The sequence below is a fragment of the Pedobacter terrestris genome, assembly GCF_052343045.1.
Lineage (GTDB): Bacteria > Bacteroidota > Bacteroidia > Sphingobacteriales > Sphingobacteriaceae > Pedobacter.
In genome coordinates this window covers 4,032,544-4,057,519 of the sequence record NZ_CP180264.1, presented here as the reverse complement: position 1 = coordinate 4,057,519, position 24,976 = coordinate 4,032,544, and the positions used below count along the sequence as shown (strand labels likewise).

26 protein-coding genes are annotated in these 24,976 nt (G+C 38.3%); 16 read left to right on the top strand and 10 right to left on the bottom strand.

Annotation, left to right across the window (positions count from 1 at the left end):
- Positions 1 to 104: 104 nt before the first annotated feature.
- On the bottom strand, positions 105 to 998 hold the full coding sequence (gene lipA / locus ACJVDH_RS17290) for a lipoyl synthase (protein ID WP_443944651.1): 894 nt from the start codon (positions 996 to 998) through the stop codon (positions 105 to 107).
- Between the two features lie 327 nt (positions 999 to 1,325).
- Here lipA and ACJVDH_RS17285 point away from each other — a divergent pair, with 327 nt between their 5' ends.
- Entirely contained in the window at positions 1,326 to 2,828 is a 1,503-nt protein-coding gene (locus ACJVDH_RS17285; protein WP_443944650.1) for a malate:quinone oxidoreductase, read from the top strand.
- Between the two features lie 72 nt (positions 2,829 to 2,900).
- Here the strand turns inward: ACJVDH_RS17285 and ytxJ are convergent, their stop codons facing one another.
- The 5 genes from ytxJ to ACJVDH_RS17260 form a co-directional block, all read right to left on the bottom strand.
- Entirely contained in the window at positions 2,901 to 3,233 is a 333-nt protein-coding gene (ytxJ, locus tag ACJVDH_RS17280; protein ID WP_443944649.1) for a bacillithiol system redox-active protein YtxJ, read from the bottom strand.
- Positions 3,234 to 3,321: 88 nt separating this feature from the next.
- Positions 3,322 to 3,444: a hypothetical protein gene (locus tag ACJVDH_RS17275; protein WP_255420130.1), complete on the bottom strand. Its 123-nt coding sequence runs from the start codon at positions 3,442 to 3,444 to the stop codon at positions 3,322 to 3,324.
- Positions 3,445 to 3,543: 99 nt separating this feature from the next.
- The gene (gene ribH / locus ACJVDH_RS17270; RefSeq protein WP_443944648.1) at positions 3,544 to 4,035 is read right to left on the bottom strand and encodes a 6,7-dimethyl-8-ribityllumazine synthase; all 492 of its coding nucleotides are present in this window, start codon (positions 4,033 to 4,035) and stop codon (positions 3,544 to 3,546) included.
- 76 nt (positions 4,036 to 4,111) lie between these two features.
- The gene (locus tag ACJVDH_RS17265) at positions 4,112 to 4,789 is read right to left on the bottom strand and encodes a LytR/AlgR family response regulator transcription factor (protein ID WP_443944647.1); all 678 of its coding nucleotides are present in this window, start codon (positions 4,787 to 4,789) and stop codon (positions 4,112 to 4,114) included.
- A 32-nt stretch (positions 4,790 to 4,821) separates the two neighbouring features.
- Entirely contained in the window at positions 4,822 to 6,360 is a 1,539-nt protein-coding gene (locus tag ACJVDH_RS17260) for a sensor histidine kinase (RefSeq protein ID WP_443944646.1), read from the bottom strand.
- A gap of 167 nt (positions 6,361 to 6,527) precedes the next feature.
- Between ACJVDH_RS17260 and ACJVDH_RS17255 the strand changes: the two genes are divergently transcribed.
- The 5 genes from ACJVDH_RS17255 (at position 6,528) to ACJVDH_RS17235 (ending at position 10,659) form a co-directional block, all read left to right on the top strand.
- Positions 6,528 to 6,875 (top strand): Spx/MgsR family RNA polymerase-binding regulatory protein, encoded by a 348-nt coding sequence (locus ACJVDH_RS17255; protein ID WP_443944645.1) that lies wholly within the window; start codon positions 6,528 to 6,530, stop codon positions 6,873 to 6,875.
- Between the two features lie 68 nt (positions 6,876 to 6,943).
- Positions 6,944 to 7,684, top strand: a complete 741-nt coding sequence (locus ACJVDH_RS17250; protein WP_443944644.1) for a carboxypeptidase-like regulatory domain-containing protein — start codon at positions 6,944 to 6,946, stop codon at positions 7,682 to 7,684.
- An 88-nt stretch (positions 7,685 to 7,772) separates the two neighbouring features.
- Positions 7,773 to 9,764, top strand: coding sequence for a M1 family metallopeptidase (locus ACJVDH_RS17245; RefSeq protein WP_443944643.1), 1,992 nt, complete (start codon positions 7,773 to 7,775; stop codon positions 9,762 to 9,764).
- Between the two features lie 60 nt (positions 9,765 to 9,824).
- Positions 9,825 to 10,460, top strand: a complete 636-nt coding sequence (locus ACJVDH_RS17240; protein ID WP_443944642.1) for a class I SAM-dependent DNA methyltransferase — start codon at positions 9,825 to 9,827, stop codon at positions 10,458 to 10,460.
- Positions 10,438 to 10,659, top strand: coding sequence for a VF530 family DNA-binding protein (locus tag ACJVDH_RS17235; protein WP_443944641.1), 222 nt, complete (start codon positions 10,438 to 10,440; stop codon positions 10,657 to 10,659). Before ACJVDH_RS17240 ends, ACJVDH_RS17235 begins: the two co-directional genes overlap by 23 nt.
- A gap of 64 nt (positions 10,660 to 10,723) precedes the next feature.
- Here the strand turns inward: ACJVDH_RS17235 and ACJVDH_RS17230 are convergent, their stop codons facing one another.
- Positions 10,724 to 11,248 carry a hypothetical protein gene (locus ACJVDH_RS17230; RefSeq protein ID WP_443944640.1) on the bottom strand — a complete coding sequence of 175 codons (525 nt, stop codon included), beginning with the start codon at positions 11,246 to 11,248 and terminating at the stop codon, positions 10,724 to 10,726.
- Between the two features lie 138 nt (positions 11,249 to 11,386).
- On the opposite strand from ACJVDH_RS17230, the gene ACJVDH_RS17225 reads away from it, so the two are divergent.
- The 5 genes from ACJVDH_RS17225 (at position 11,387) to rpsJ (ending at position 15,744) form a co-directional block, all read left to right on the top strand.
- Positions 11,387 to 11,797 carry a RidA family protein gene (locus ACJVDH_RS17225; protein WP_443944639.1) on the top strand — a complete coding sequence of 137 codons (411 nt, stop codon included), beginning with the start codon at positions 11,387 to 11,389 and terminating at the stop codon, positions 11,795 to 11,797.
- 369 nt (positions 11,798 to 12,166) lie between these two features.
- Positions 12,167 to 12,580 carry a 30S ribosomal protein S12 gene (gene rpsL / locus ACJVDH_RS17220; protein WP_010599925.1) on the top strand — a complete coding sequence of 138 codons (414 nt, stop codon included), beginning with the start codon at positions 12,167 to 12,169 and terminating at the stop codon, positions 12,578 to 12,580.
- Positions 12,581 to 12,597: 17 nt separating this feature from the next.
- Positions 12,598 to 13,065 carry a 30S ribosomal protein S7 gene (rpsG, locus tag ACJVDH_RS17215; protein WP_443944638.1) on the top strand — a complete coding sequence of 156 codons (468 nt, stop codon included), beginning with the start codon at positions 12,598 to 12,600 and terminating at the stop codon, positions 13,063 to 13,065.
- 125 nt (positions 13,066 to 13,190) lie between these two features.
- Positions 13,191 to 15,305, top strand: coding sequence for an elongation factor G (gene fusA, locus ACJVDH_RS17210; RefSeq protein WP_443944637.1), 2,115 nt, complete (start codon positions 13,191 to 13,193; stop codon positions 15,303 to 15,305).
- Positions 15,306 to 15,438: 133 nt separating this feature from the next.
- A complete protein-coding gene (rpsJ, locus tag ACJVDH_RS17205; RefSeq protein WP_008244591.1) occupies positions 15,439 to 15,744 on the top strand; it encodes a 30S ribosomal protein S10 in 306 nt (101 codons plus the stop codon).
- Between the two features lie 77 nt (positions 15,745 to 15,821).
- Here the strand turns inward: rpsJ and ACJVDH_RS17200 are convergent, their stop codons facing one another.
- Complete coding sequence (locus ACJVDH_RS17200; RefSeq protein ID WP_443944636.1) at positions 15,822 to 16,481, bottom strand: response regulator; 660 nt, start codon at positions 16,479 to 16,481, stop codon at positions 15,822 to 15,824.
- A gap of 216 nt (positions 16,482 to 16,697) precedes the next feature.
- Here ACJVDH_RS17200 and ACJVDH_RS17195 point away from each other — a divergent pair, with 216 nt between their 5' ends.
- Entirely contained in the window at positions 16,698 to 16,937 is a 240-nt protein-coding gene (locus tag ACJVDH_RS17195; protein ID WP_443944635.1) for a hypothetical protein, read from the top strand.
- Positions 16,938 to 17,221: 284 nt separating this feature from the next.
- Here the strand turns inward: ACJVDH_RS17195 and ACJVDH_RS17190 are convergent, their stop codons facing one another.
- Both ACJVDH_RS17190 and ACJVDH_RS17185 read right to left on the bottom strand, forming a co-directional pair.
- Positions 17,222 to 17,416: a YtxH domain-containing protein gene (locus ACJVDH_RS17190; RefSeq protein WP_443944634.1), complete on the bottom strand. Its 195-nt coding sequence runs from the start codon at positions 17,414 to 17,416 to the stop codon at positions 17,222 to 17,224.
- Between the two features lie 11 nt (positions 17,417 to 17,427).
- Positions 17,428 to 17,802: a hypothetical protein gene (locus ACJVDH_RS17185; RefSeq protein WP_443944633.1), complete on the bottom strand. Its 375-nt coding sequence runs from the start codon at positions 17,800 to 17,802 to the stop codon at positions 17,428 to 17,430.
- Between the two features lie 151 nt (positions 17,803 to 17,953).
- On the opposite strand from ACJVDH_RS17185, the gene ACJVDH_RS17180 reads away from it, so the two are divergent.
- The 4 genes from ACJVDH_RS17180 (at position 17,954) to ACJVDH_RS17165 (ending at position 24,976) form a co-directional block, all read left to right on the top strand.
- Positions 17,954 to 20,575 carry an MGH1-like glycoside hydrolase domain-containing protein gene (locus ACJVDH_RS17180; RefSeq protein WP_443944632.1) on the top strand — a complete coding sequence of 874 codons (2,622 nt, stop codon included), beginning with the start codon at positions 17,954 to 17,956 and terminating at the stop codon, positions 20,573 to 20,575.
- Between the two features lie 13 nt (positions 20,576 to 20,588).
- Positions 20,589 to 21,359 (top strand): SDR family NAD(P)-dependent oxidoreductase, encoded by a 771-nt coding sequence (locus tag ACJVDH_RS17175; RefSeq protein WP_443944631.1) that lies wholly within the window; start codon positions 20,589 to 20,591, stop codon positions 21,357 to 21,359.
- A 63-nt stretch (positions 21,360 to 21,422) separates the two neighbouring features.
- On the top strand, positions 21,423 to 22,766 hold the full coding sequence (locus tag ACJVDH_RS17170; protein ID WP_443944630.1) for a deoxyguanosinetriphosphate triphosphohydrolase: 1,344 nt from the start codon (positions 21,423 to 21,425) through the stop codon (positions 22,764 to 22,766).
- 209 nt (positions 22,767 to 22,975) lie between these two features.
- Positions 22,976 to 24,976 carry a hypothetical protein gene (locus ACJVDH_RS17165; protein WP_443944629.1) on the top strand — a complete coding sequence of 667 codons (2,001 nt, stop codon included), beginning with the start codon at positions 22,976 to 22,978 and terminating at the stop codon, positions 24,974 to 24,976.

Genomic DNA, 24,976 nt, shown 5'->3' with positions numbered 1-24,976 from the left:
ACTAAGGTACAATACTTAACATCAAATGCAAAAAAAAGTTTTGTACCCTAAAATAGGTTGAATTTCTTCGTTATAAATATAAAAACCATACTTATTAAATATGATTATTTAATGCCTTCAATAGGGAAAAGGTGTTTTTCTGCATGGTATGAAGAACGTACCAGCGGGCCGCTTTCTACATATTTTAAACCTTTGGCCATTCCAACTTCTTTATACATTGCAAAAGTATCCGGATGAATCCAGTCTACAACCGGGTGGTGGTTTTTTGTAGGTTGCAAGTACTGTCCCAAAGTTAAAATGTGCACACCGTTGGCTACCAGATCGTCCATTGCTTCAAAAATATCTTCATCCGTTTCGCCCAAACCCAGCATAATGCCGGTTTTTGTTCTCAATCCAAATTCAGAAATTCTTTTTAAAGCTTCTAAACTCCTGTCGTATTTTGCTTGTATACGTACCTGGCGGGTTAGGCGCTTTACCGTTTCCATATTGTGCGATACTACTTCTGGTCTTTCTTCTAATACGCGATAAAGATTATCCCATTGGCCCTTAAAATCAGGGATAAGTGTTTCTAATGTTGTAATTGGGCTTTCTCTGCGGATGGCCTGAAGCGTTTCTGCCCAAATTATAGAACCACCATCTTTAAGATCATCCCGATCTACAGAAGTAATCACACAGTGTTTAACGCCCATTAATTTTACCGAGTTGGCCACGCGGTTTGGCTCATCTTGATCTACAGCTAAAGGACGCCCGGTGGCTACTGCGCAAAATGAACAGCTACGCGTGCAGATATTGCCTAAAATCATGAATGTTGCTGTACCTGCGCCCCAGCACTCGCCCATATTCGGGCAATTACCACTTTCGCATATCGTGTGTAATTTATGGGTATCAACCAAACTGCGCACCTGTGCATATTCTTTGCCTACAGGTAATTTAACTCTCAACCAATCTGGTTTACGTTTAACTTCGGTTACAGCGGGTACAACTGGTAAATCAATCATGTTGCAAAGTTAAACAATACAAATGAAAACTCAGATGCTTAAAATGTTTGGGCCTTGTAATGTTTCACCGCTCTTTTACGCAACTGTGGGTTTGGTAAACAACACGTTTTAAAACATAGCTTTTCCAACAGATTCATATTTTAATCAAATTTCAAGGACAGATACGGCTAAGTTTTTAATCACTTGCATAAATTTTGGTCATCCCTTTCTAAAATTTGTTCAAAAGAGAAAAGTATCCTATATTGTAGGCAAATTTTTGACTTTCAAAGGTCGAAAGATTAGCGCGATGATCAAAAATCATCATAAATTTGCTACACCTAATAGAAGATGACGAAGAATAAAAAGACAGTTGGTAAAACTGACGCAGATGTAATTTTGATTGGAGCAGGTATAATGAGTGCCACTCTAGGTGTTTTATTGAAAGAACTAGAACCAAATTTAAGTATAGAAATTTACGAACGGCTAGATGTTGCCGCTGCAGAAAGCTCTGATGCATGGAATAATGCAGGAACTGGCCATTCTGCATTTTGTGAGTTGAACTATACTCCAGAAAAAAAGGATGGAACTGTCGAAATCAATAAAGCCATTCAAATTGCCGAACAATTTGAAGTCTCAAAACAATTCTGGTCTTTTTTAGTCGATAAAGGGATGATCTCCAGTCCGGAAAATTTTATTCGTAAAGTTCCGCATATGAGTTTTGTTTGGGGCGAAAAAAATGTAGAATATCTTCGGAAGAGATTTCAGGCTTTACAGAAGTCTGATTTATTTAATGATATGGAATTTACAGAAGATTTTTCTGTAATTGAAAAATGGGCGCCGCTAATTGTTGATGGCCGTGATACCGGAAGTAAAGTTGCTGCAACGAAGATGGATTTGGGAACAGATGTGAATTTTGGATCGCTAACGCGCGATTTATTCGGTACATTAAAATCTAAAACTGGGGTAGGCTTACATTTCAATTCTGACATCCGCAATTTAAAGAAAGACAGAAACGGCAACTGGGTTGTAAAAATAAAAAATTTGCAAAGTGGCGAAATCAGAAAGCGTGTAGCAAAATTTGTTTTTATTGGTGCTGGTGGTGGTTCTTTGCCGCTACTAGAGAAATCTGGCATTCCGGAAGGAAAAGGCTTTGGCGGTTTCCCGGTGAGCGGGCAATGGTTAAAATGCACCAATGACGATATTATCAAACAACACGAAGCAAAGGTATATGGTAAAGCTGCTGTAGGCGCTCCGCCAATGTCAGTTCCGCATTTAGATACCCGGATGATTAATGGAAAACGCGCGCTTTTATTTGGACCTTACGCCGGTTTTTCTACCAAATTTCTAAAAAATGGTTCTTATATGGATTTACCAAAATCCATTAAGCTTAATAATATTGGCCCAATGATTTCTGTGGGTTTGCACAATATGGATTTGACTAAATATCTAATCCAACAAGTTATGCAATCGCCAGAGGATAGAATGGCTGCTTTGAGAGAATATCTGCCAAAAGCAGAAATGAAAGACTGGGAACTTGAGCATGCCGGCCAGCGCGTACAAGTGATTAAGAAAGATAAAGAAAAAGGCGGTGTACTGGAATTTGGTACTGAAGTGGTTAATGCTGCTGATGGATCAATTGCTGCACTTTTAGGTGCGTCTCCCGGTGCATCCACCGCAGTTTCTATTATGCTTGATCTGTTAAAACGTTGTTTTGCTGAAGATCTTGCATCTGCAGAATGGCAGTCTAAAATTAAAGAAATGATCCCGACTTATGGTCAGGCATTAGCGGAAAACGAAGCGTTGTGTAAAGCAACACGTGCACGTACAACAGCTGCTTTAAAGATTGTGTAATTTCAGTTTAGAAAAAGAAAAGGGCTTTGATTGCGAAAATCAAAGCCCTTTTTTATGGCAAAATATTTTAAACTAAGCGGCAATAACTTCTGCAACTTCTTCTGCAGAAATATCGCTGTGCGATGCTTCTAATATACAGTCTCCATCTTTAATTAGTAAAATTTGTGGCGATTGATGTGCAACCTGAAAAGTTTCTGCAATTTGATTGGAAATATCGCGATAGCTGATTAAATCCAAAAAGTAAAGTTTTGTATCGTCAGGAATGACATCCCAGCTAAATTCAAAACTACGTTTGGCCATCATACTGATGGAGCAACGCGTACTGTGTTTAAATATAAGGCTATAGCCGCTTGATTTTTTGATTTCATCAAGTTGCTCTATAGAAGTTAAGTTAACCCAAGTCATGATTAATAATTGTTGTTTCTATCAGATAACATTAATGCAGAATGAATGTTCTGCAAATGACCTGAAAATGAAAATCCGCTAACTGATGTTAGTTTCTTCTGCGTTTGCCTTCTGGATAAGAACCGTAAGCCGGGCAAAGTTTGGAAGAGCAAGATTCCAAAATGGTAATGGTGCAGAACACCGCCAATAATAAAATGGCTACTTTTTTCATCGATATACGTTTTATTCTCAATATACCAATCTGTTGCCGGGATATCTGAGAGATGATTTTTAAACCACTAAATTACAAATAGTTTCTGAAAGCGCAAGACTAAATATTTGCAGAAAAATCTGCCATTTTAATTGCTGTAATTGCCGCTTCATCACCTTTATTTCCGTGTTTACCGCCAGCTCTATCTTGTGCCTGTTCTAAGTTATTTGTGGTAAGTACGCCAAAAATAACCGGTTTGCTATATTTTATCCCAACGTTGGTAACGCCTTGTGCAACAGCATCGCAAATGAAATCAAAATGTTTTGTGTCGCCTTGAATCACACAGCCTAAACAGATTACAGCATCTACATCGCTTCTTTTGCTTAGTAAAATTTCTGCTCCGCCAGTAAGTTCAAAACTTCCGGGTACCGGTAAAGAAATAATATTCTCTTCTTTTACGCCATTTTCTAAAAGCGTTTTTAAAGCTCCATTATATAATGCACCGGTAATTTCAGCATTCCATTCGGCAACAATAATCCCGAAGGTATAATTTGCTCCACTCGGAACAGTTGTATGAGAAAAATCAGAAAGATTTTTGAGTTGTGTTGACATAAGGCAAAGATAATGTTATGCCACAAATGTAAAAAACTTAATGTTTGTTGCTTGTAAGATTTAAGTGCTTATGTATTTAAGCAATTAGTTGGATGCCACTGTATGTAGCGCCAATCGGGATAATTTTTTCTCCAATCCAGATTTGGTTGCGGTCAAACTTGGAAATCTTCTTTTTAGCTACTATAAAAGCCCTATGGCAGCGGATAAAATCACTTTTTGGCAGCAGTTCTGCCAGATCGTTTATTGTAATCCGTGAACTGAGCAATCTACCTTCAAGCTGAATTTGCGTGTAATTGCCCGAAGCTTCGATAAATAAAATATCATTCAGTAATACTTTTACTTGTTCATAACCATCTTTAATGAAAATAAAATCTGGTTTGGCTTCTTGTTTTTGGCCGCGCAAGTTAAACCATTCATGTGCTTTGTTGCAGGCTTTCAAAAACCGTGAAAGTGAGAATGGTTTAAGCAAGTAATCTACGGCATCTAATTCAAAACTCTGCACAGCGTGTTCTGTGTAAGCCGTAGTAAAGATAACCATCGGCGGATTGTTCAGGCTTTTCAAAAAATCAATTCCGCTGATATCAGGCATTTTAATGTCCAGAAAAATTAAATCTACTTTGTTTTGTTGTAAATAGCCGATAGCTGCAAAAGCATCAGTAAAAGTCTCCTTTAGATCGATAAAGGGAACTTTTGAGGCATGAGATTTAATTATCTCTAATGCAATGGGCTCGTCATCAATAGCTATGGCAATCATCTGTCAAAATATTTTGGCAAGATAACAATCGCTCAATCAAGCTGCAATGTTAAATGAACAAAGAACTCATTTGCACTTTCGCGGATGATGAGTTCGTGTTTTCCATAGTAAAGCAGCGATAACCTTTGTTTTACGTTTTCTAATCCAATACCGCTTTTCAGCTTTTCTGGATCATTATCTGATTTGATATAAATGCTGTTGTTTACATCGAAGAAAAGTGTCTTCGCTTTGGTTTGCAACGTGATTTTGATGTGAGATGGTTGTTGTAAGCTTATTCCGTGTTTAAACGCATTTTCAATAAATGGAATAAGCAACATGGGCGTAATTTGCAGGTTGTTTAGTTGTTCTTCAATCTGTGTTTCTATACGTATATCAGCAGAACGGGAGGTTCTTAGTTTTTGCAAATCAATATAATTGTTCAGATATTCTACTTCTCGCGTAAGCGATATTTTATCTAATGTATTTTCGTGAAGCATAAACCTCATCATATCGCCTAGCTTTTGGATGCCTTCGCCGGTTCTTTCGGCATTTTCCTGCAAAGCAGTTCCGAAAAGAGTATTCAAAGCATTAAAGAGGAAATGTGGATTAATCTGCGATTTTAGAAAGCTTAAATTTGCATCCGATTTTCCAAGTTCAGATTTTAACATCTGGATTTCAGACAATTTTTCGAATTTGTGTTTATAGATGTACCACGAAAGTGGTGTGGTTACACAAACCAGCGCAATGGCATTAAAAATCAAAATCAGTGGAATGGCATTTCCGTTGCGCATAAATGCCAGTAAGAAAAGTAATAACAATAATGAAATCAAAATACTGATAAGCGTATTTCCCCAAAAGTAACGTCCAAAACCTTTGAAATTTTTCCGAAGATTGGGAATCACGTAGTAGATAGATAAAAAGGCAAGGCCGATATTCACGGGCGGCGAAATTATCCAGAAGATAAAGATGTCATAATCTAAGCGCGCAGATAAAACTACGCCTACAATCATGATGCTAATTAACCAAATGCGGATAACACTAAACAACTCGTCGCCAACGTTGAAACGATCTGATTTTAAAAATGGAATTTTGCTAAGTAAATGGATGCCCTGCTCGTTAAAATAGGCGTATACATTAAAAATAATATATAGAAACGTGATGTAAACAAAAGCTTCCCCAAAAAACGTATCATAAGCTTCTTGCAGATCTGAATACCGCAATAAACGATACGCTTCTGAATACGTATTCGCAATCATCCAAACCAAAATGCTCACAAAAGTGATGATTCCCGTAAGTAAAACATTCATGGTGAGGTATCTTTTTTTGATAATCTGTGGCATAAAACAGAAATTAATCAACAAAAAACTAGCATACACCACGCTGATTTTAAATAAATTTGGAAGAAAATAATTGGCAATAACACTGTAGCTAATCTGGCTTTCATTAAAAAAATACGAATTTACAGAACCGTAAGCCGTTTGTGTACAAACACTAATGAGTGCGAAAATGTAAATGATGGTCGATATCCAAAACTCAAGTTGGTTAATGCCTTTGGTTTGCAATTGTTCTGTTTTATAAGAAGTATATTCCATTTCCTTGTATCTAGACTGCAATTCTACGAATATGAACGGAGCCGAATTTCAAAATGTGACAGATTGCAGCAAAAATGTGATGAATGATAAATTTTATACCTTTACTGTACATACATAGTGCATGTATTTAAAATTTACTCATTCGTTTATTCAAATTTACTCAGGATATGATCGTATACGGAATACCAAATTGCAACACAGTTAAAAAAGCTCTGGATTGGTTAAAAGCACACCAGGTTGGTTTTGAATTTCATGATTTTAAGAAAAAAGGCATTACGGCAGAAAAACTAAACGAATGGAGCAATATTTTTGGTTGGGAAACCGTATTGAACCGTAAGGGCTTAACCTGGAAAAAACTGACTAAAGAAGAGCAACTGAAGATAGACAATCAACAAAGCGCTATAGAGTATTTGCTTGGCAATACCAGCGCGATTAAGCGACCGATTGTGGAGCAAAACGGCAAAGCAGTTTTAATAGGATTCGATGATGACAAATATTCTGAAACACTCGCTTAGTTGAGTTGTTCTTATGTTAAACTTTGTTAAAAGCAAATTTTCATTGTCGAACTAAATTATTTTTGAATATGTACAGGCTCCTCTTAATTCTCTTCATTGCTATTCCCGGTTTTGCATTTGGACAATCCGTAACTACGGGATCAGTTTTCGACTATTCAAAAAAAAATCTTCCACTACCAAGTGTTGCTGTCCGGAATTTGAGCACAAAAAAAGCAACAATAACCAGCACAGATGGAAAATATTCCATTGCGGCCAATATTGGTGATTTGATAGAGTTCTCACTTGTAGGTTACCAAACCGATACACTTTACCTTTCCGATTTATCGAAGAAAACAATTTATTTGCCTGAGCGAACAAATTCGCTTGGAGAAGTAAATGTAGAAGCCGTAAAAATGAGTAAGGGAATAACAAATGCGGCAGATCCATTGGCAGAAAAATATACACGTGTAACCACTGGTGGAAATCTGGAACGTAAACGAATGAATGATAAAGTTGGTAGTTTAGGTTTAAATTTGGGATATGGCAAATACAAAAAGCAACAACGCAAGGAAGCTGCTTTAGAACAAAAAGAGGCTTACATGCAAGAGGTTGATGCAAATTTTACAGAAAAGGCAGTTACCGATCTGACTAAATTAAACGGAACGGAACTTAAAAATTTTATGATCTTATACCGGCCTACTGCAGAACAAGTAATGGCCGAAAGACCTTTTTCCTATCCATACTATATATCAAAGTCTTTTACGGCCTGGCAAAAATTAACTCCAGAGCAAAAAACACTGAAGGATTTGCCAAATTTGAAGACAAATTAGGTTGATTGGTTAGAATCAGTAACATTGTAAGCACAAACCCTACGGTTTGTGCTTATTCTTTATATTTACAGCTGATAACAACCTTATTATGACAATCAAAATAAACAGATTAATATCTACCTGTTTGCTCGGCTGCACTATAGTTTTTCAAAGCTATGCCCAGCAACCAAAAAGTACCACAACCATTCATAGCAATTACGATGCAGCAGAGGCTTTCGGCCCGTTGTTTTACACGCAAAATGGAAACGAATTTCGCTCTGCTAACGGTGCGCCCGGTGCCAAATATTGGCAAAACAGAGTAGATTACAACATCAACGCAAACTTAGACGAGAACACAAACACCGTTACAGGAAGCGTAACCATTACATATAAAAATAATAGTCCGGATAAATTGCCGTATTTATGGCTTCAACTGGATCAAAATACATTTAAAGAAAATTCTCGCGGTGCTGCAATTACACCATCAAAAAGCAGATATGGCGCACAAGGCGAGAAGTTTGTAGGTGGATATTCAATTAAAAATATTAGCGTTGCACAAAAAGCCGGCGCTGTTAAATTTACTTCTCTTGTAGAAGATACCCGCATGCAGATTCGTCTTGATCAGCCTCTGGCGGCAAATGGCGATGTAGTAACCATTAAAATGGATTATAGCTATGTGGTGCCTAAAGAAGGATCGGACAGAACTGGTCATTTATCCACAAAAAATGGAGAAATTTTCGCTATTGCACAATGGTTTCCACGGATGTGTGTATATGACGATGTTCTAGGTTGGAATACCTTGCCATATTGGGGCGGTGGCGAGTTCTATTGCGAATATGGCGATATCAATTTTGCAATTACTGTGCCTGCAACGCACATCGTGATGGGTTCTGGCGAGTTGCTTAATCCGAAAGAAGTTTTTACAACAGAGCAGTTGAAACGTTGGAATGCAGCTAAATTAAGCGATAAAACTATTCATATCCGTTCTGAAGCAGAAGTAACCGATCCAAAATCTCGCCCGGCGAAAGAAAAATTAACCTGGAAATTTAAAATCACGAATGCAAGAGATGCAGCCTGGGCTTCATCTAAATCATTTGTTTTAGATGCTGCAAAATATACGCTGCCAAGTGGTAAGACCGGATTAGCGGTTTCAGCTCAACCAGTAGAAAGTAATGGAGTAGATGGTTACGGCCGTGGCGTTGAATACGTTAAATCAACTATCGAGCATTATTCTACAAAATGGTTTGAATATCCATACCCAATGGCTGTAAATGTTGCAACAAATATTGGTGGTATGGAATATCCGGGAATTGTATTTTGCGGGTGGCAAGCCAAAAATGGCAGCGCTTGGGGCGTAATTGATCACGAATTTGGCCACACTTGGTTTCCAATGATTGTGGGTTCTAACGAACGTAAATTTGGTTGGATGGATGAAGGTTTCAACACGTTTATAAATGGTATCTCGTCCAAAAACTTCAACAATGGTGAATATGCCGAAAGAGTTGCCGATATGCATACTATTGGAAATAGTTCGATTGGTAATCCAAACTTAGATAACATAATGCAAATGCCCGATGGAATGGCAGAGCGAAACATCGGTATAAATTTATATTCTAAACCTGGATGGGGATTGGATATTTTGAGAGATCAGATTCTGGGGGAAGATCGCTTTGATTACGCTTTTCGCCAGTATATTAAAAACTGGGCTTTTAAACATCCAACACCATTTGATTTTTTCCGTTCTATGGAAAATGGCGCTGGCGAAGACCTTGCATGGTTTTGGAGAAGCTGGTGGTTAAACAACTGGAAAATGGATCAGGGATTGGGCGATGTGCAGCCGGTGCAAAAAAACGGACAATTGGTTGCGTATACCATTCGTGTAAATAATCTTGAAAAAATGCCAATGCCAATTATTTTAGAAATTAAAACAAAAAGCGGTAAAACCGAAATGCTGAAGATTCCGGTGGATGTTTGGATGAAAGGAAAAACTTGGTTGGTGCGTTATCCAACAACAGAAGATGTGGTTTCGGTGGTGATAGATCCAAAACACGTACTGCCAGATGGAAATAAATCTAATAATAGCTGGGCAGCTGGAAACTAATTTTATATCTTATTTTTAAAAGCCATTCTGAAAAGAATGGCTTTTAAATTGATCAGCTGCATGGAAAAAGACGAATCCCAAAATGTGTTTAAAGTATATAATAAAATTGCGGTTTGGTTTGATGAAAACCGGCCGAAGGATTTATCTGAAAAGAAATACCTCGATACCTTAATTTCCTTAATTGGTGAAGGCGCTTTTGTTTTGGATCTTGGCTGCGGTACCGGAAAACCCATTCTCGACTATCTCAGTATACACGGCATGACCGTTCTGGGTGTAGATGCCAGTGAGAGAATGCTCGCTATTGCCAGAGCGAACTTTCCGTACCATCAATTTGTATTGCAAGATATGAGAGCGCTTCAGTTAAATCAGCTTTTTGATGCTATAATTTCCTGGAACAGTTTTTTTCATTTGCCAGCCATTGACCAACCAGAAATGTTTCGTGTTTTCAGAGAACATTTAAAACCCGGTGGAATTCTTATTTTCACATCCGGAACTGAAAATGGAGAAGCCTGGGGGATAAATGGCGGAGAAAATTTATTCCATGCATCATTAAGTACAACTGCATACCGTTCGCTACTGGAAGAAAATCAGTTTAAAGTACTTCTGCATGTTGTTTCAGATCCTGAATGTGGATACGCAACCATTTGGGTCGCGAAATTTATACCTTTGCAAGATGGCCGAACAACAGAAAAATAATCCGCTTCATGGCGTTACACTGGAAAAAATAGTAACCGATTTACAATTGAAATATGGATGGGCCGAATTAGGCTACCGATTACGTTTTGAGTGTTTCATCAATAATCCCAGCGTTAAATCCAGCTTGAAGTTTTTAAGAAAAACAGCCTGGGCGCGTAAGAAGATTGAAGATTTGTATCTGGAAACGTTCAGCAAATAATAACATAATGAAAGCAAAATATGGTGCATGCAAGTACCGTATTGTACTAATTCTCGAAAGTATTTTAATCTTTCACAATGAAATGAAACTCACGTTCCAAATCGTATTTAAGTTGTTGCACGGCACCGCGCATAAGGATATACGGTATTCCGAAGAGCATGCTGGCATGTATAAATACGAATGGGATGATAAAGATGGGGACGCTTTTAGAGAAAATTGCAAGGGCAATAAATGTGGTGTATACTAAAATAGCAAAGGCAAATACAGAAATAAATATTTTGCTGAATCCGGTAATTTCACCTTCAATTATCAAGGTTTCGCCCTGTTCAAAATATCTGCCAGTAGCTTTACCCAAGCTAGATCTGAATGCGAAAAGTTTTTTCTTCTTCCGGATTTCGAATTGTTGGCCGTCTATTTTTCCTTTATATTGATGAACACCAAAGCTGAATGCTTCAAATGGATTGCTCAATGTACCAGTATTGCCAAAATCTACATTTTGCTCAAATCTTCGCATAAAGTGATCGCCAGTTGTATTCAGTTTGATTCGGAAATTATCGCTGAGTTTAAGTCGCTGGAGTAACTCCGTCATGATGGATATTTTGTTTGCAAAGAAACAACAATTGCCTCAATCTTATTTGATTTGTTTCATCTTGTTACTTTTAGAATTACAGAGGCTTGACGCTCGCTTTAGCACTTTTATTTACCTTCATGGCCCAATAGAAAATAAATGGAAAATAAGAATTTAATAATCACGAATCCAGAAGGAATATATGATCCAACAGCGCATGGTTATTCTCACGTTGCAAGAATTAGAGCGAATACAGATCTTATTTATATTGCCGGTCAGGGAGGAAGTGGTCTTGATGGAGTTTTGAGCAACGATTTTAAAACTCAGGTAGAAATTGTATTTCAAAATATTGAGCTTGCATTAAATAGCGAAGGATTGCAATTTGCCGATGTAGCCAAGTTGACTACTCTAGTTGTAGATTATGACGAGAAGAAACATGAAATATTGACCGAAGTTTCAAAAGGAATTTGGCCTGATGGCAAGTTTCCTGTTAACACGTTAATTCCGGTGAGCAGGCTGGCTTTGTCTGGTATGCAGATCGAAATTGACGCGACTGCGGTTTGTAAGTAATATAAGTATTGCAGAACGGAACTTTCAAGCCTAAACCCGATATACGTGGAAAGCCCAAGCTTTTTCGGCTTGGCTTGAAACATTAGCGGGACAAGGCCCGGCCATTAGTAGTGCCTTTGATTTTCTAAATAACGTCAGCAACACCTATATATACCGAAGCTTTGATTTTATCAGAGGTATATTCTTTGTCTGCACTTAAGCCGGGAAGCTGATTGGACCAGAACGCTAAAAAGGATACTGAAAATTTTTTATCTAACCCCTTGATAGTTAAAAGAAATTGTTCTACTTTTGCAGTCCATTTACTGGGCTTGCTATGTGTTAGCCTGTTTGATGGAAAAAATTAATAAAAAAGAAACATAAAAAGCAACAATGCCAACCATTCAACAATTAGTTAGAAAAGGTAGAGTAGCACTGGAGTTCAAGAGTAAGTCTCCAGCGTTGGACAGCTGTCCACAGCGAAGAGGAGTATGTACACGTGTATATACCACTACCCCTAAAAAACCAAACTCAGCAATGCGTAAAGTAGCCCGTGTTCGTTTAACGAACGGTAAAGAGGTGAATGCATACATCCCTGGTGAAGGTCATAACTTGCAAGAACACTCGATCGTATTGATCCGTGGTGGTCGTGTTAAAGATTTACCGGGTGTACGTTACCACATCATTCGTGGTGCATTGGATACATCAGGTGTTGCTGGTCGTAACCAACGTCGTTCTAAATATGGTACTAAACGCCCTAAACCAGGACAAGCAGCTGCTGCACCTGCAAAAGGCAAAAAGAAATAATCGGGAGGAAATAAGAAATGAGAAAGTCAAAACCAAAAAAGAGAATTATTCTTCCTGATCCAAAATTTAACGATGTTCAGGTAACTCGTTTTGTAAACAATATGATGTACGATGGAAAAAAATCTATCGCATATGCAATTTTTTACGATGCTGTTGAAATCGCTGAGAAAAAAGCTGGTGAAAACGGTTTAGAGATATTCAAACGTGCTTTAAGTAACATCATGCCAGCTGTAGAGGTTAAGTCTCGCCGTGTTGGTGGTGCTAACTTCCAGGTTCCAACTGAGGTTAGACCTGAGCGTAAAACAGCTTTGGGTATGAAATGGTTAATTTCATATGCACGTAAACGTGGCGAAAAAACCATGAAAGAGAAATTAGCTGGTGAAATCGTTGCTGCTGCAAAAGGCGAAGGTGCTGCTGTTAAAAAGAAAGAAGATACGCATAAAATGGCTGAGGCTAACAAAGCGTTCTCTCACTTTAGATTCTAGTAATTAACAGATTGGTAAGATTACACAGATTTAATTAAAAGATTATACTGATCAGATAAATTACACCGATTTGTTTTTACAAAATCGGTGTAATTATTTAAGATCAGATAAATCAAAAACATAACATGGCAAGAGATTTAAAATTTACAAGAAACATTGGAATTGCAGCTCACATTGATGCAGGTAAAACTACAACAACTGAGCGTATCCTTTATTATGCAGGTGTAAGCCACAAAATTGGTGAAGTGCACGAAGGTGCTGCAACAATGGACTGGATGGCACAAGAGCAGGAACGTGGTATTACCATCACTTCTGCTGCAACTACGGTTAACTGGAAATACAGAGACCAAAACTACCACATGAACATTATTGATACACCAGGACACGTGGATTTTACCGTAGAGGTAAACCGTTCTTTGCGCGTATTAGATGGTTTGGTATTTTTGTTTTCTGCTGTTGATGGTGTTGAGCCTCAATCTGAAACCAACTGGCGTTTGGCTAACAACTATAATGTTGCCCGTATTGGTTTCGTAAATAAAATGGACCGTTCTGGTGCAGACTTCTTGAAAGTTGTTAAACAAGTTAAAGACATGTTGGGTAGCAATGCAGTTCCATTGCAATTGCCTATCGGTTCTGAAGATCAATTTAAAGGTGTAGTTGATTTGATCAACAACCGTGGTATTGTTTGGAATGAGCACGATAAAGGGATGACTTTTACAGAAGTTCCAATCCCTGAAGATATGATTGATGAGGTTGCAGAGTGGAGAGAGAAATTATTAGAATCAGTTGCTGATTATGATGAGTCTCTAATGGAAAAATTCTTCGATGCACCAGAAACTATTACTGAACGCGAAGTTTTAGACGCTTTACGTGCAGCAGTTCTTGATGCTAAAATTGTACCTATGGTTTGTGGTTCATCTTTTAAAAATAAAGGTGTTCAAACCATGTTGGATTATGTAATGGAATTATTGCCTTCTCCTTTAGATTCTGAAGGTGTTGTGGGTACTAATCCAGATACAAACGAAGAAGTATTATTGAAACCAAGCATTAATGAGCCATTTGCAGCTTTAGCATTTAAAATTGCAACTGACCCATTTGTAGGCCGTTTGTGCTTTATCCGTGTTTATTCGGGTAACTTAGAAGCGGGTTCTTATATATACAATACCCGTTCAGAAAGTAAAGAGCGTATTTCTCGTATCTTCCAAATGCACGCAAACAAGCAAAATCCTGTGCCTAATGTGGCTGCTGGTGATATTGCTGCGGTAGTTGGATTTAAGGACATCAAAACTGGTGATACTTTGTGTGATGAGAAAAACCCAATCGTTCTTGAATCGATGGTTTTCCCTGATCCGGTTATCGGTTTAGCTATTGAGCCTAAAACTCAGGCTGATGTGGATAAATTAGGTATGGGCTTATCTAAATTGGCTGAAGAAGATCCTACGTTCAAAGTACAGACAGATCAGGAAACTGGCCAAACTGTAATTTCAGGTATGGGTGAGCTTCACTTAGATATCTTGATTGATCGTTTAAAACGTGAATTCAAGGTAGAAGTTAACCAAGGTGCGCCACAAGTAGCTTATAAAGAAGCAATCTTCGGAACTGCAGAACACCGCGAAGTTTACAAAAAACAATCTGGTGGTCGTGGTAAATTTGCGGACATTAAAATTGTTATTTCTCCAATCGATTCAGATTATGAAAAAGGTGGTTTGCAATTCGTAAATGAAATTGTAGGTGGTTCAATTCCTCGTGAATTTATCCCTTCAGTTGAAAAAGGATTTGCATCTGCAATGTCTAACGGTGTATTGGCGGGTTATCCACTTCCTGATATGAAAGTTCGTTTGATTGATGGTTCATTCCACGCAGTCGATTCAGATGCTTTATCATTCGAGCTTGCTGCTCGTATGGCATATCGTGAAGCCTTACCTAAATGTAAACCTGCTTTGATGGAGCCTATCATGAAAATCGAAATCTTAACCCCTGAAGAAAACATGGGTGATGTTATCGGTGATATGAACCGTCGTCGTGGTCAATTACAAGGTATGGATACACGTAATGGTGCACAGGTAATCAAAGCATTGGTTCCACTTTCAGAAATGTTTGGTTACGTAACTCAATTGCGTACAATCACTTCAGGTCGTGCAACATCTACAATGGAGTTTGATCACTACGAGCCAGCGCCAAGAAACGTACAAGATGAGGTAATTGCTAAATCAAAAGGCAGAATTAAATCTGAAGACTAATTGGGTAGAAGGTAAAAAGGCATAAGGTGGAGGGTTTTAAGCTCCAAGCCTTATGCCTTCTCTCCCTCAACCTCGAAAGATAAATCCGGGCCCTGTTATAAATAGCTCTAACAGGGAACATAATTAAATAAAAATGAGCCAAAGAATCAGAATCAAATTGAAATCTTACGATTACAACTTGGTAGACAAATCTGCTGAGAAAATCGTAAAAACTGTTAAACCTACGGGTGCAGTTGTAAGTGGTCCAATTCCACTTCCTACAGAGAAAAAAATCTTTACTGTATTGCGTTCACCACACGTAAACAAGAAAGCAAGAGAGCAATTCCAATTATGCGCTTACAAACGTTTATTGGATATCTATAGTTCTAACTCTAAAACAGTTGATGCATTGATGAAACTTGAATTGCCTAGCGGTGTTGAAGTTGAAATCAAAGTGTGATAGATTTCACTAAAACAAAAGCCTTTCATTATTGAAAGGCTTTTGTTTTATATGTGGTTTTTTGATAAAGGTTACGATTAATCCAACAATCCATTTCGAATAACAAAATTGATCAGCGATGCCGTATTCTTTTGCCCGGTTTTGGTTAGCAGGCTTTGTCTGTTGCCTTCAATTGTTCTCTTACTGGTAAACAACTTTTCTGCAATTTCGCTATTGGTGTAGCCTTCTGCAATGAGGCTCAGAATTTCCAGCTCGCGATTAGATATATTAAAGTCTTTTTGGAGTGCAGATGTATTTTGCATAAACCTGTTCTTTTGTTGGAACAGTAGTTTCATGCCAATTTCTGTACTTAAATAGTTGTAACCTGCCGCAATTTGCCTAATGGCGAAAACAACTTCTGCAATGTTTGCATTTTTAAGCAAATAACCATGTGCGCCAGAATTAAAGGCCTGCATTACATAGTTGTCCTGATCAAGGATGGTAAGAATTAAGATTCTGATTTTTGGGAAATCTTCGTTAATGATTTTTGCCAACTCCGAACCATTAATTTTTGGCATGTTTAAATCCGTAATGACAACTTCAGGGCTAGTTCCCGATTTAAGGTATTCTAAAACTTCTTCGCCGTTTTTTGCTTCGGCGATAACGTTGATTTCTTTTTGCTTTTCCAGTAGTGAGACAATCCCATTTCTCACAATGGTATGATCGTCAGCGATTAGAACTTTTACAGGGGTATTCAATGTTAAATGATAATTAAGCTTTAGCTGTAATTCCAAATATCGAAATAAAAATAAGTTCAATTAATTGTGTTTATACTTGAAATATACGTATTAGTACGTATTCTGTGCCCTGTTTGTAAGTAGATAGGCCCGATTGTGATTATTTGCTTAAATAATTGAAACCTTTCGTTTCAATTTCGCGTTGTCTTCATGAATGGTAAATTAAGGAATACAGTTATGAAACACGCAAAAGAAAATAAGTGGGATGCGAATTTCTCTGAATTTGGCGAAGTAGAATGGGATTTGGACGATGTTACCTATGGTCATTTCAACATTAGAAATAGTATAAAAAAGGTGTCTGTGTCAATTTCGGCAAATCCGCAACTTAAAAAAGATACTGTAAAAAGTAAGGGGTTAAATCCGGAGTTTCTAAGCGATGATGCACATACCCGGAGAAACATATCGGGAATAGCTTAATTTCAGAAAAAATAAAAAGGGATCATTTTAAAATGGTCCCTTTTCGTTTGTGAATGATTTCTAAGGTAGATGAAATTCATCATAAAACTCGGCAGCTAAATAAATTTAATCAAGTAGCATAAGCCCTTTTATTAGTTTTCAGTTTCGTGATAGTAGTTTAATCTTTGCCACGAGTTTTAATCACGCCACAAATGTCTAAAACTTATCGTCAATTTACAATGCCAGAACTGTATAATTATTGATATATATCAATGCCTGCTGTAGTTTTTAGCAACTAATGGTTGTCAGTATAAATCTGATGTTTGTGTATAGTCTTTTCGTATATCATCACCATATCTTTTAATGCGTTCCAAAACTTCTGGACTTTTTTCTTTAAAGTCATCTACTAAAGATTTACCATCCGTTTCTCTTTTTTTCGTAGCATATTTAAAGCCATAAACTGCTGCTGCGCCCAATAAGGCATATTTTAATAATCCCATAATTATGTTTTTTAAATTCCACTGTTTAAAATATCATCTTCAGTCCGTTGTCCCGGAGCTGTTTTGTTTTTAAAATCATCTGATGAACTTCCGGTTCTGCTTGCAGCGCTCGTTATTGTATTTTCTTCGTCATGGCTATTATAACTGTCATCACTAAGCGAATCTTTACCCTGCGTTCCCGAATTGTCCATTCCATCCTTTGCTGTAATTTCCTTCGGCCATTCTGCATTTTCTTTTGCAACCGTTTCCCTGCCATATGCGGTTACTTCATTTCCTTCGTTACCCTTTTCATATGCTTTCTGAACATCGCTCTTTTGCTTATCCGGTTCGTTTTGCTCAACATAACCTTCCAAATGTTCGCTCTTGTTATAAATGCTCGTTTTCATAATGATTTAATTGATAATGATGTTATTAGAACGTTTTGTAATTCAAAAGGTTTTCAATATGATGACTTTAAAATAGAAGTTTATTGAGTATTATATCAGATATTTATTGCTGTCCCGAAATACAACGTTGAATTTAAGCAAGGTACCGAAAATGGCAAATGACAAAAAAAACGCAGAGCAGGATCGCATACACGACCAGTATCAGAACAATAAAAATTGGCTCAAATGGGGACCATACATTGCAGAACGACAGTGGGGCACTGTTAGGGAAGATTACAGTATAAATGGCGATGCCTGGGAGTATACCACACATGAAACAGCCAGAAGTACAGCTTTTTTGTGGGGTGAAGAAGCAATAGCTGGCATTAGCGATGACGAACAAAAGTTATGCGTTTCTCTGGCCCTGTGGAATGGAAATGATTCTATCCTCAAAGAGCGTTTTTTCGGTTTAACCAATGGCGAAGGCAACCACGGCGAAGATGTAAAAGAATTGTACTATTATTTGGATAATACGCCTACACATTCTTACATGCAAATGCTGTATAAATATCCGCAGGCAGAATTTCCTTATGCGCAGCTGATAACTGAAAATGCAAAGCGAAACCGCGAACAAGCCGAGTTTGAAATTTTTGATACGGGCATATTTGATAACGATCAATATTTTGATGTTTTTATTACGCATGCTAAACATACAGAAGACGATATATTGATCGAGTATACCGTGTTTAACCGTGGCGAAAATGCTGCGCAAATTCATATTTTGCCACAACTCTGGTTTCGGAATTACTGGAGTGGACAACAAAAACAGATGAAGCCGTCTATTACCACAATCGCAAAGAACCAACTTTTACTCTGTTCTGATGGATTGGGTAAATTGTATTGCTACGCCGATGGAAATCCAACTTTTCTATTTACAGATAACGAAACCAATAATCAAAAACTTTACGGAACGGAAAATCAATCGTCTTATCTCAAAGACGGTATAAACGATTATCTTGTTTATGGAGTACAATCTGCTGTAAACCCGGCAAAAGGCGGAACCAAAGTTGCTATACATCACAGTTGCATGCTTGATGGGAAAAGTAGCGCCACATTCAAAATCAGGTTAACAAATACTTCGCTTAAAGAACCTTTTGCAAATTTTGATGAAGTTTTATCCGCGCGTAAACAAGAAGCCGATATTTTTTACGATACACGCCATCGGGAAAATTGTGATGAAGAAGAAAAATCTGTTCAGCGGCAAGCTTGGGCGGGGTTGCTCTGGAGCAAACAATATTATAATTATGATGTCAATGAATGGTTGAATGGAAAGAGTGGAATTGCGTCTGCTGACAATAAACGGGCCAATGGCAGAAATCACCATTGGAGACATTTTCTAGCGAAAGATATTATCTTAATGCCTGATAAATGGGAATATCCATGGTTTGCTGCCTGGGATCTTGCTTTCCACTGCATTGCGCTTGCTCCAATTGATCCTGATTTCGCTAAAAAACAATTGCGCTTGTTGGTCAGCAATAATTATTTACATCCAAACGGGCAGCTTCCGGCTTATGAATGGGATTTCACCGATACCAATCCACCGGTTCATGCAATGGCAGCCTATAAAGTTTATCAACTTGATAAAAAATTTAAAGGCGAAGGCGATCTTGTTTTTCTTGAAGGAGTGTTCCAAAAATTACTATTAAACTTCACCTGGTGGGTAAATCAAAAAGACAGCGAAGGCAATAATATATTTGAAGGTGGTTTTTTGGGATTGGATAATATTGGCGTATTTAACAGAAGCGAAGCTGTGCCTGGCGGTGGTTTTTTGGAACAGGCTGATGGAACCAGTTGGATGGCGATGTATGCTTTAGATATGTTGCAGATTAGTATAGAACTAGCCGTTCACAACCCAACATATGAAGATATGGCGATTAAATTTTCAGAACACTTTCTGTTCATTGCTGGTTCAATGTCTAACATGGGAGAGAATCATGCCGGTTTGTGGGATGAACAAGATGGCTTTTATTACGATTTACTCAGAAAGCCAGATGGCAATTGGGACCGATTACGCGTACGCACACTGGTAGGTCTCATTCCAATGTTTGCAGTCATTGTATTTAGCGATCGAGATTGGAAAGACTTGCCTAAATTGAAAAGCCGGTTACAGGCTTTTATGTCTCAACGTCCGGATCTGGTGCAACTGGTTAGCCATTGGGAAGACAACAGCGGAAACGATAAACATTTATTCTCGTTATTGCGTGGCCATCGAATGAAAATGTTGCTGCGCAGAATGTTAGATACCACAGAGTTTCTTTCCGAATATGGCATCCGTTCAATTTCAAAAGTATATCAAACAGAACCCTATCGTTATTGGTTAAATGGAAGTGATTATTCTGTGAAATATATTCCGGCAGAAAGTGATACAGGTACATTTGGTGGAAACAGCAATTGGCGTGGCCCAATTTGGTTCCCGATAAATTATCTTTTGATTGATGCACTGAAGCATTTTCATGAATACTATACGGATGATTTTCGGGTAGAATATCCAACTGGATCGAACGAGTTTTTTTCGCTTCAAGAAATAGCCGAAAAACTGAGTGAGCGCTTGAAATCATTGTTCCTGAAAAATACCAATGGTGAGCGGGCGATATATGCCGGAAATACCAAGTTTAATCACGATCCTTATTTTAAGGATTACATACTTTTTTACGAATATTTTAACGGAGATACAGGCGAAGGTTTAGGCGCAAGTCATCAAACCGGATGGACCGCATTAGTGGCTTTACTTTAAAAACACAAGATAAATGGAAAGATTTAAGAATAAAGTTGCGTTGGTTACAGGGAGCAGTCAAGGTATTGGCGCAGCATGTGCAATGAGATTGGCCAATGAAGGTGCAGATATTATACTAAACGGAAGAAAGCTTGATGAAAGAGGCGAGAAATTAATTGCAGAGATCAACAAGATGGGCAGAAAAGCAACATTTTTGGCACAAGACATTAGTGTGGCCAGCAATGTTGTTCAACTGGTAGAAGATGCGATTTCCGTTTACGGAAGATTGGATATTCTCGTAAACAATGCCGGCGTAGAGAAAAATCAAAATTTTTGGGAAATAACCGAAGAAGATTATGATATGGTGATGGATACCAATCTGAAAGGTATTTTCTTCGGTACGCAGGCTTTCGTAAAACACTGTATGGAAGCCGCCGTTGAAGGTGTAATTGTGAATATGAGTTCTGTTCATGAGGAAATTGTATTTCCGCATTTCGCAGCATATTGTGCAAGTAAAGGCGCGTTGAAAATGCTTTGCAGAAATTTGGCTACAGAATTGGCTCCATTCAATATCAGAGTAAATAACGTAGCACCAGGTGCAATTGCTACACCAATTAATAAATCGCTATTGGATAATAAAGAGAAATTGCAAAAAGTATTGGATAATATCCCAATGAAAAAAATGGGTACACCAGAAGATGTTGCTGCTGTTGTTGCGTTTTTGGCGTCTGATGATGCCAAATATGTTACAGGCTCAACATATTTTGTAGATGGCGGTTTAACTTACCATTACGAAGAACAGTAATTGTTTATTTAGGGATCTACTTTATGAGAAATCCTTAACTTCGCGCCAAATATCATACATCAAATGGAGTGGAAATACTTACTATCTAACAAGCGGTTTGGACAAGAACAATATGGCGCAAGCAGCGATCGTGCACGTTCAGATTTTCAACGGGATTATGATAGATTGATTTTTTCTTCTCCATTTCGTCGTTTGCAGAATAAAACGCAGGTTTTCCCTTTACCAGGAAGTGTATTTGTACATAACCGCCTAACGCATAGTTTAGAAGTAGCCAGTGTTGCCCGTTCAATGGGAAATATGTTTCTAAATGCATTAGAAGAACATCATCCACAATTAATTAAAGAAGTTCCTTTATTAAATGAAGTTGGCAATATCGTAGCGGCGGCATCTCTGGCCCACGATTTAGGCAACCCGGCGTTTGGCCATTCCGGTGAAGCCGCCATTTCCAGATATTTTACTGATGGTGATGGCAAAGTTTATGAAAAAGATATGACGCCTGAGCAATGGCACGATTTAATTAACTTTGAAGGAAATGCAAATGCCATCCGGATTCTCACCCATCCGCTTAAAGGAAAAGGAAATGATGCTTATGCACTTACGTATTCTACATTGGCTTCTATCGCTAAATATCCTTGTGCATCAATAGTTGGCAAACAAAAGACGATTTTACACAGAAAAAAATATGGCTTTTTTCAATCCGAATCCGAAAGTTTCGAGCGCATCGCTTCAGAACTTCATATTGAACAGGAACCTGCTGATCATTTAATTTACAAACGCCATCCTTTGGTTTTTTTGGTTGAAGCTGCTGATGATATTTGCTACAGTATAATCGATCTGGAAGATGCCCATCGACTGAAAATTCTTTCTTATGATGAAGTGAAAAGCTTCCTGTTGCCTTTTGCAAATTCCGAAACAATTGACGATCGATTGCAAAACGATTATGAAGATGATGATGCAAAAGTTGGTTTGTTGCGCGCCAAAGCGATAAATACTTTAACACGTTTGTGTGCAGATATTTTTTATCGCGAACAGGATAGTCTGCTCAAAGGAGATTTGAATCAGAGTTTAACCGATTTAATTCCCGAACCTTACTTCAAGGCCTGGAAAGCTATAGAGAAAGTCTCTATAGATCGGATTTATAATTCTGCCTCAGTGATTCAAAAAGAAGTTGCCGGATACAAAATTATGGCAGGTTTGCTTGAAGAGTTTGTGCCAGCACTTATTCATAACAATACTCACTATTATAAAAAACTAGTAAAGCTCATCCCTAAACAATACCACACCGACCGTACAGATGTTTATTCTATCATTCAGAGCGTGCTCGATTTTGTTTCGGGTATGACAGATTTATATGCTGTGGATCTTTACCGGAATATAAAAGGCATTTCTTTCCCTTCAGAAACCTAATCATTTATACGCCCATTTTCCTATGTTTATGTAAAAAATACAAATACATTTCGTTTGTAAATATCTTATTTACAGTTGTATACGATTTGTTTTGCCTTGTTGAAGGATGTTTTGTGTAAAGCTAATCTTTTGAGTTGTAATAATTTTTAGATTTGATCGTTGCTCTCCGCTTTCTAATCTTCGCTCAAACTGTTAGATATCCCGTTTTCATGAAACAACTATTACTTATAGCATGGCTGTGCCTTGGCGCTTTTTTCTCTGTGCAAGCACAATCGCCACTTCAGTTTAATTATCAGGGCGCCGCGCGCAATGCCAATGGTACGCCATTATCTAATAAAAATATCAGTATACGTGTAAGTATACTTGATGGTTCTGCATCTGGAACAGTGCAGTATTCTGAGATAAGAAATGTAACCACGAACAGTTTGGGTTTGTATGCCATTCAGATTGGAAGTGTTGGTGTCACATCATCTACGGGTACTATTGCTGCGGTTACTTGGGCATCGGGCTTGAAGTTTGTAAAAGTAGAAGTAGATCCCGATGGCGGATCTGTTTTTACCCTTGCCGGAACATCGCAATTGTTAAGCGTGCCTTACGCATTGTATGCAGCAAACGGACCAACAGGTGAAAAAGGAGACAAGGGCGATAAAGGCGACAAAGGTGATGCCGGAGAAACGGGCCCGATTGGGCCACTAACTGGCGCTGCCGGAGGCGATTTACTAGGCAATTATCCAAATCCAACTATTGGTTTTATACAAGGAAAAGTGGTTTCTGCAGCTACGCCAATCAATAATCAGGTACTTTTGTTTGATGGGGCGGCCTGGCGGCCAGTTTCGCTTGACGCTGCAAACATCGGCAATGGGAAAGCCTTGCAATCTACAGATTTAAGTATAAGCGCGAATGGAGGCTCGGCTTTATTAAAAGACGTGGTTATTGATGTGAAAGCGGCGGCAATTACTTCTGTGAAATTGGCAGATGCTGCAGTTACCACAGCGAAGATTGCAGATTCTGCAATTACCTCGCAGAAAATTGGAACCAACCAGGTAATGAACGTTAATCTTGCCGATTCTTCAGTTACTGTAGTTAAATTAAAAACTGCCGGAATTGCGGATGCAAATAAAGTTTATGTGACCAATGTGAGTACTGGCTTTCCAGAGTTAGTAAGCAGAGATGCTTTCGCAAGCTCAAATTCCTGGTCGCTAAAAGGAAACACCGGAACAGTTGATCAAAGCAATAATTTTTTTGGGACTTTAGATGATGTTGCAGTTAATTTCTTTGTGAATGGACAAAAATCTGGTCGATTGGGAAATTCTGCCGAAACCAATATCGCATTCGGTTACAAAACAATCACAACCAATATTTCTGGTTTCTACAATAGCGCTTTTGGGCGCGAAGCCTTATCGCTCAATACATCAGGTTATGAGAACAGTTCCTTCGGATATATCGCGCAGCAGAAAAATTTCAGTGGCATTTATAACAGTAGTTTTGGCTCACAAAGTTTATCGGCCAATACCGTTGGTTCTAATAATAGTGCAGTTGGTGCGCATGCTTTAATGTCTAACAAAACAGGTGTTGGCAATACTGCGGTTGGCAGTTTGGCATTAGAAACCAGCAATAGCGATAGCAATACGGCGCTTGGTTATTCTGCCGGATCAAAGAATACAACCGGATCGGCAAATGTTTTCATCGGGAATGATGCCGGTACAAACAACAACGGCAACGGAAATATTTTTATCGGCTACAAAGCAGGCGCTTTACTAACGGCTGCGAGCAATAATCTATCTATTGCAAACAGCAATACTTCGTACCCTTTAATCGCCGGAACTATGAGCGCAAACGGCGGTGTGCTTACTGTAAATAATACAAATGCAGCATCGTCTGGTGCTACTGCGCCGGCTGGTTCAAGCACATTAAATGTAAATGGTTCAATCGCTGCGAGTTTTTTAACTCTTACTGCGAATACGCTAAATTTAGATGCGAGCCATTATACGGTGCGGATTAGTAATGCAGCTGTGTCTTCTACAATAAACCTTCCGGCTGCAAATACTTGTAAAGGCCGGATATATGTTCTTGTTAAGGTACTTGGTTCCGGAGATATTTCTTTAAATCTGCCACTATTACTAAATGATGGAACAAGCGCAACTGCCATTAGCGGTGCAAAAACCTATCAGGTGCAAAGTGATGGTACAGCTTGGATCGTGATCAATTGA

Excerpts from the sequence above, each read along its gene's own strand:
- rpsG (WP_443944638.1), top strand. The coding sequence starts at position 12,598 with ATGAGAAAGTCAAAACCAAAAAAGAGAATTATTCTTCCTGATCCAAAA.
- ACJVDH_RS17180 (WP_443944632.1), top strand. The coding sequence starts at position 17,954 with ATGGCAAATGACAAAAAAAACGCAGAGCAGGATCGCATACACGACCAG.
- ACJVDH_RS17230 (WP_443944640.1), bottom strand. The coding sequence starts at position 11,248 with ATGACGGAGTTACTCCAGCGACTTAAACTCAGCGATAATTTCCGAATC.
- ACJVDH_RS17265 (WP_443944647.1), bottom strand. The coding sequence starts at position 4,789 with ATGATTGCCATAGCTATTGATGACGAGCCCATTGCATTAGAGATAATT.
- ACJVDH_RS17255 (WP_443944645.1), top strand. The coding sequence starts at position 6,528 with ATGATCGTATACGGAATACCAAATTGCAACACAGTTAAAAAAGCTCTG.
- fusA (WP_443944637.1), top strand. The coding sequence starts at position 13,191 with ATGGCAAGAGATTTAAAATTTACAAGAAACATTGGAATTGCAGCTCAC.
- ACJVDH_RS17235 (WP_443944641.1), top strand. The coding sequence starts at position 10,438 with ATGGCCGAACAACAGAAAAATAATCCGCTTCATGGCGTTACACTGGAA.
- ACJVDH_RS17190 (WP_443944634.1), bottom strand. The coding sequence starts at position 17,416 with ATGGGATTATTAAAATATGCCTTATTGGGCGCAGCAGCAGTTTATGGC.
- ACJVDH_RS17165 (WP_443944629.1), top strand. The coding sequence starts at position 22,976 with ATGAAACAACTATTACTTATAGCATGGCTGTGCCTTGGCGCTTTTTTC.
- ytxJ (WP_443944649.1), bottom strand. The coding sequence starts at position 3,233 with ATGACTTGGGTTAACTTAACTTCTATAGAGCAACTTGATGAAATCAAA.
- rpsL (WP_010599925.1), top strand. The coding sequence starts at position 12,167 with ATGCCAACCATTCAACAATTAGTTAGAAAAGGTAGAGTAGCACTGGAG.
- ACJVDH_RS17185 (WP_443944633.1), bottom strand. The coding sequence starts at position 17,802 with ATGAAAACGAGCATTTATAACAAGAGCGAACATTTGGAAGGTTATGTT.
- lipA (WP_443944651.1), bottom strand. The coding sequence starts at position 998 with ATGATTGATTTACCAGTTGTACCCGCTGTAACCGAAGTTAAACGTAAA.
- ACJVDH_RS17285 (WP_443944650.1), top strand. The coding sequence starts at position 1,326 with ATGACGAAGAATAAAAAGACAGTTGGTAAAACTGACGCAGATGTAATT.
- ACJVDH_RS17170 (WP_443944630.1), top strand. The coding sequence starts at position 21,423 with ATGGAGTGGAAATACTTACTATCTAACAAGCGGTTTGGACAAGAACAA.
- ACJVDH_RS17275 (WP_255420130.1), bottom strand. The coding sequence starts at position 3,444 with ATGAAAAAAGTAGCCATTTTATTATTGGCGGTGTTCTGCACCATTACC.
- rpsJ (WP_008244591.1), top strand. The coding sequence starts at position 15,439 with ATGAGCCAAAGAATCAGAATCAAATTGAAATCTTACGATTACAACTTG.
- ACJVDH_RS17245 (WP_443944643.1), top strand. The coding sequence starts at position 7,773 with ATGACAATCAAAATAAACAGATTAATATCTACCTGTTTGCTCGGCTGC.
- ACJVDH_RS17260 (WP_443944646.1), bottom strand. The coding sequence starts at position 6,360 with ATGGAATATACTTCTTATAAAACAGAACAATTGCAAACCAAAGGCATT.
- ACJVDH_RS17250 (WP_443944644.1), top strand. The coding sequence starts at position 6,944 with ATGTACAGGCTCCTCTTAATTCTCTTCATTGCTATTCCCGGTTTTGCA.
- ribH (WP_443944648.1), bottom strand. The coding sequence starts at position 4,035 with ATGTCAACACAACTCAAAAATCTTTCTGATTTTTCTCATACAACTGTT.
- ACJVDH_RS17225 (WP_443944639.1), top strand. The coding sequence starts at position 11,387 with ATGGAAAATAAGAATTTAATAATCACGAATCCAGAAGGAATATATGAT.
- ACJVDH_RS17195 (WP_443944635.1), top strand. The coding sequence starts at position 16,698 with ATGAAACACGCAAAAGAAAATAAGTGGGATGCGAATTTCTCTGAATTT.
- ACJVDH_RS17175 (WP_443944631.1), top strand. The coding sequence starts at position 20,589 with ATGGAAAGATTTAAGAATAAAGTTGCGTTGGTTACAGGGAGCAGTCAA.
- ACJVDH_RS17240 (WP_443944642.1), top strand. The coding sequence starts at position 9,825 with ATGGAAAAAGACGAATCCCAAAATGTGTTTAAAGTATATAATAAAATT.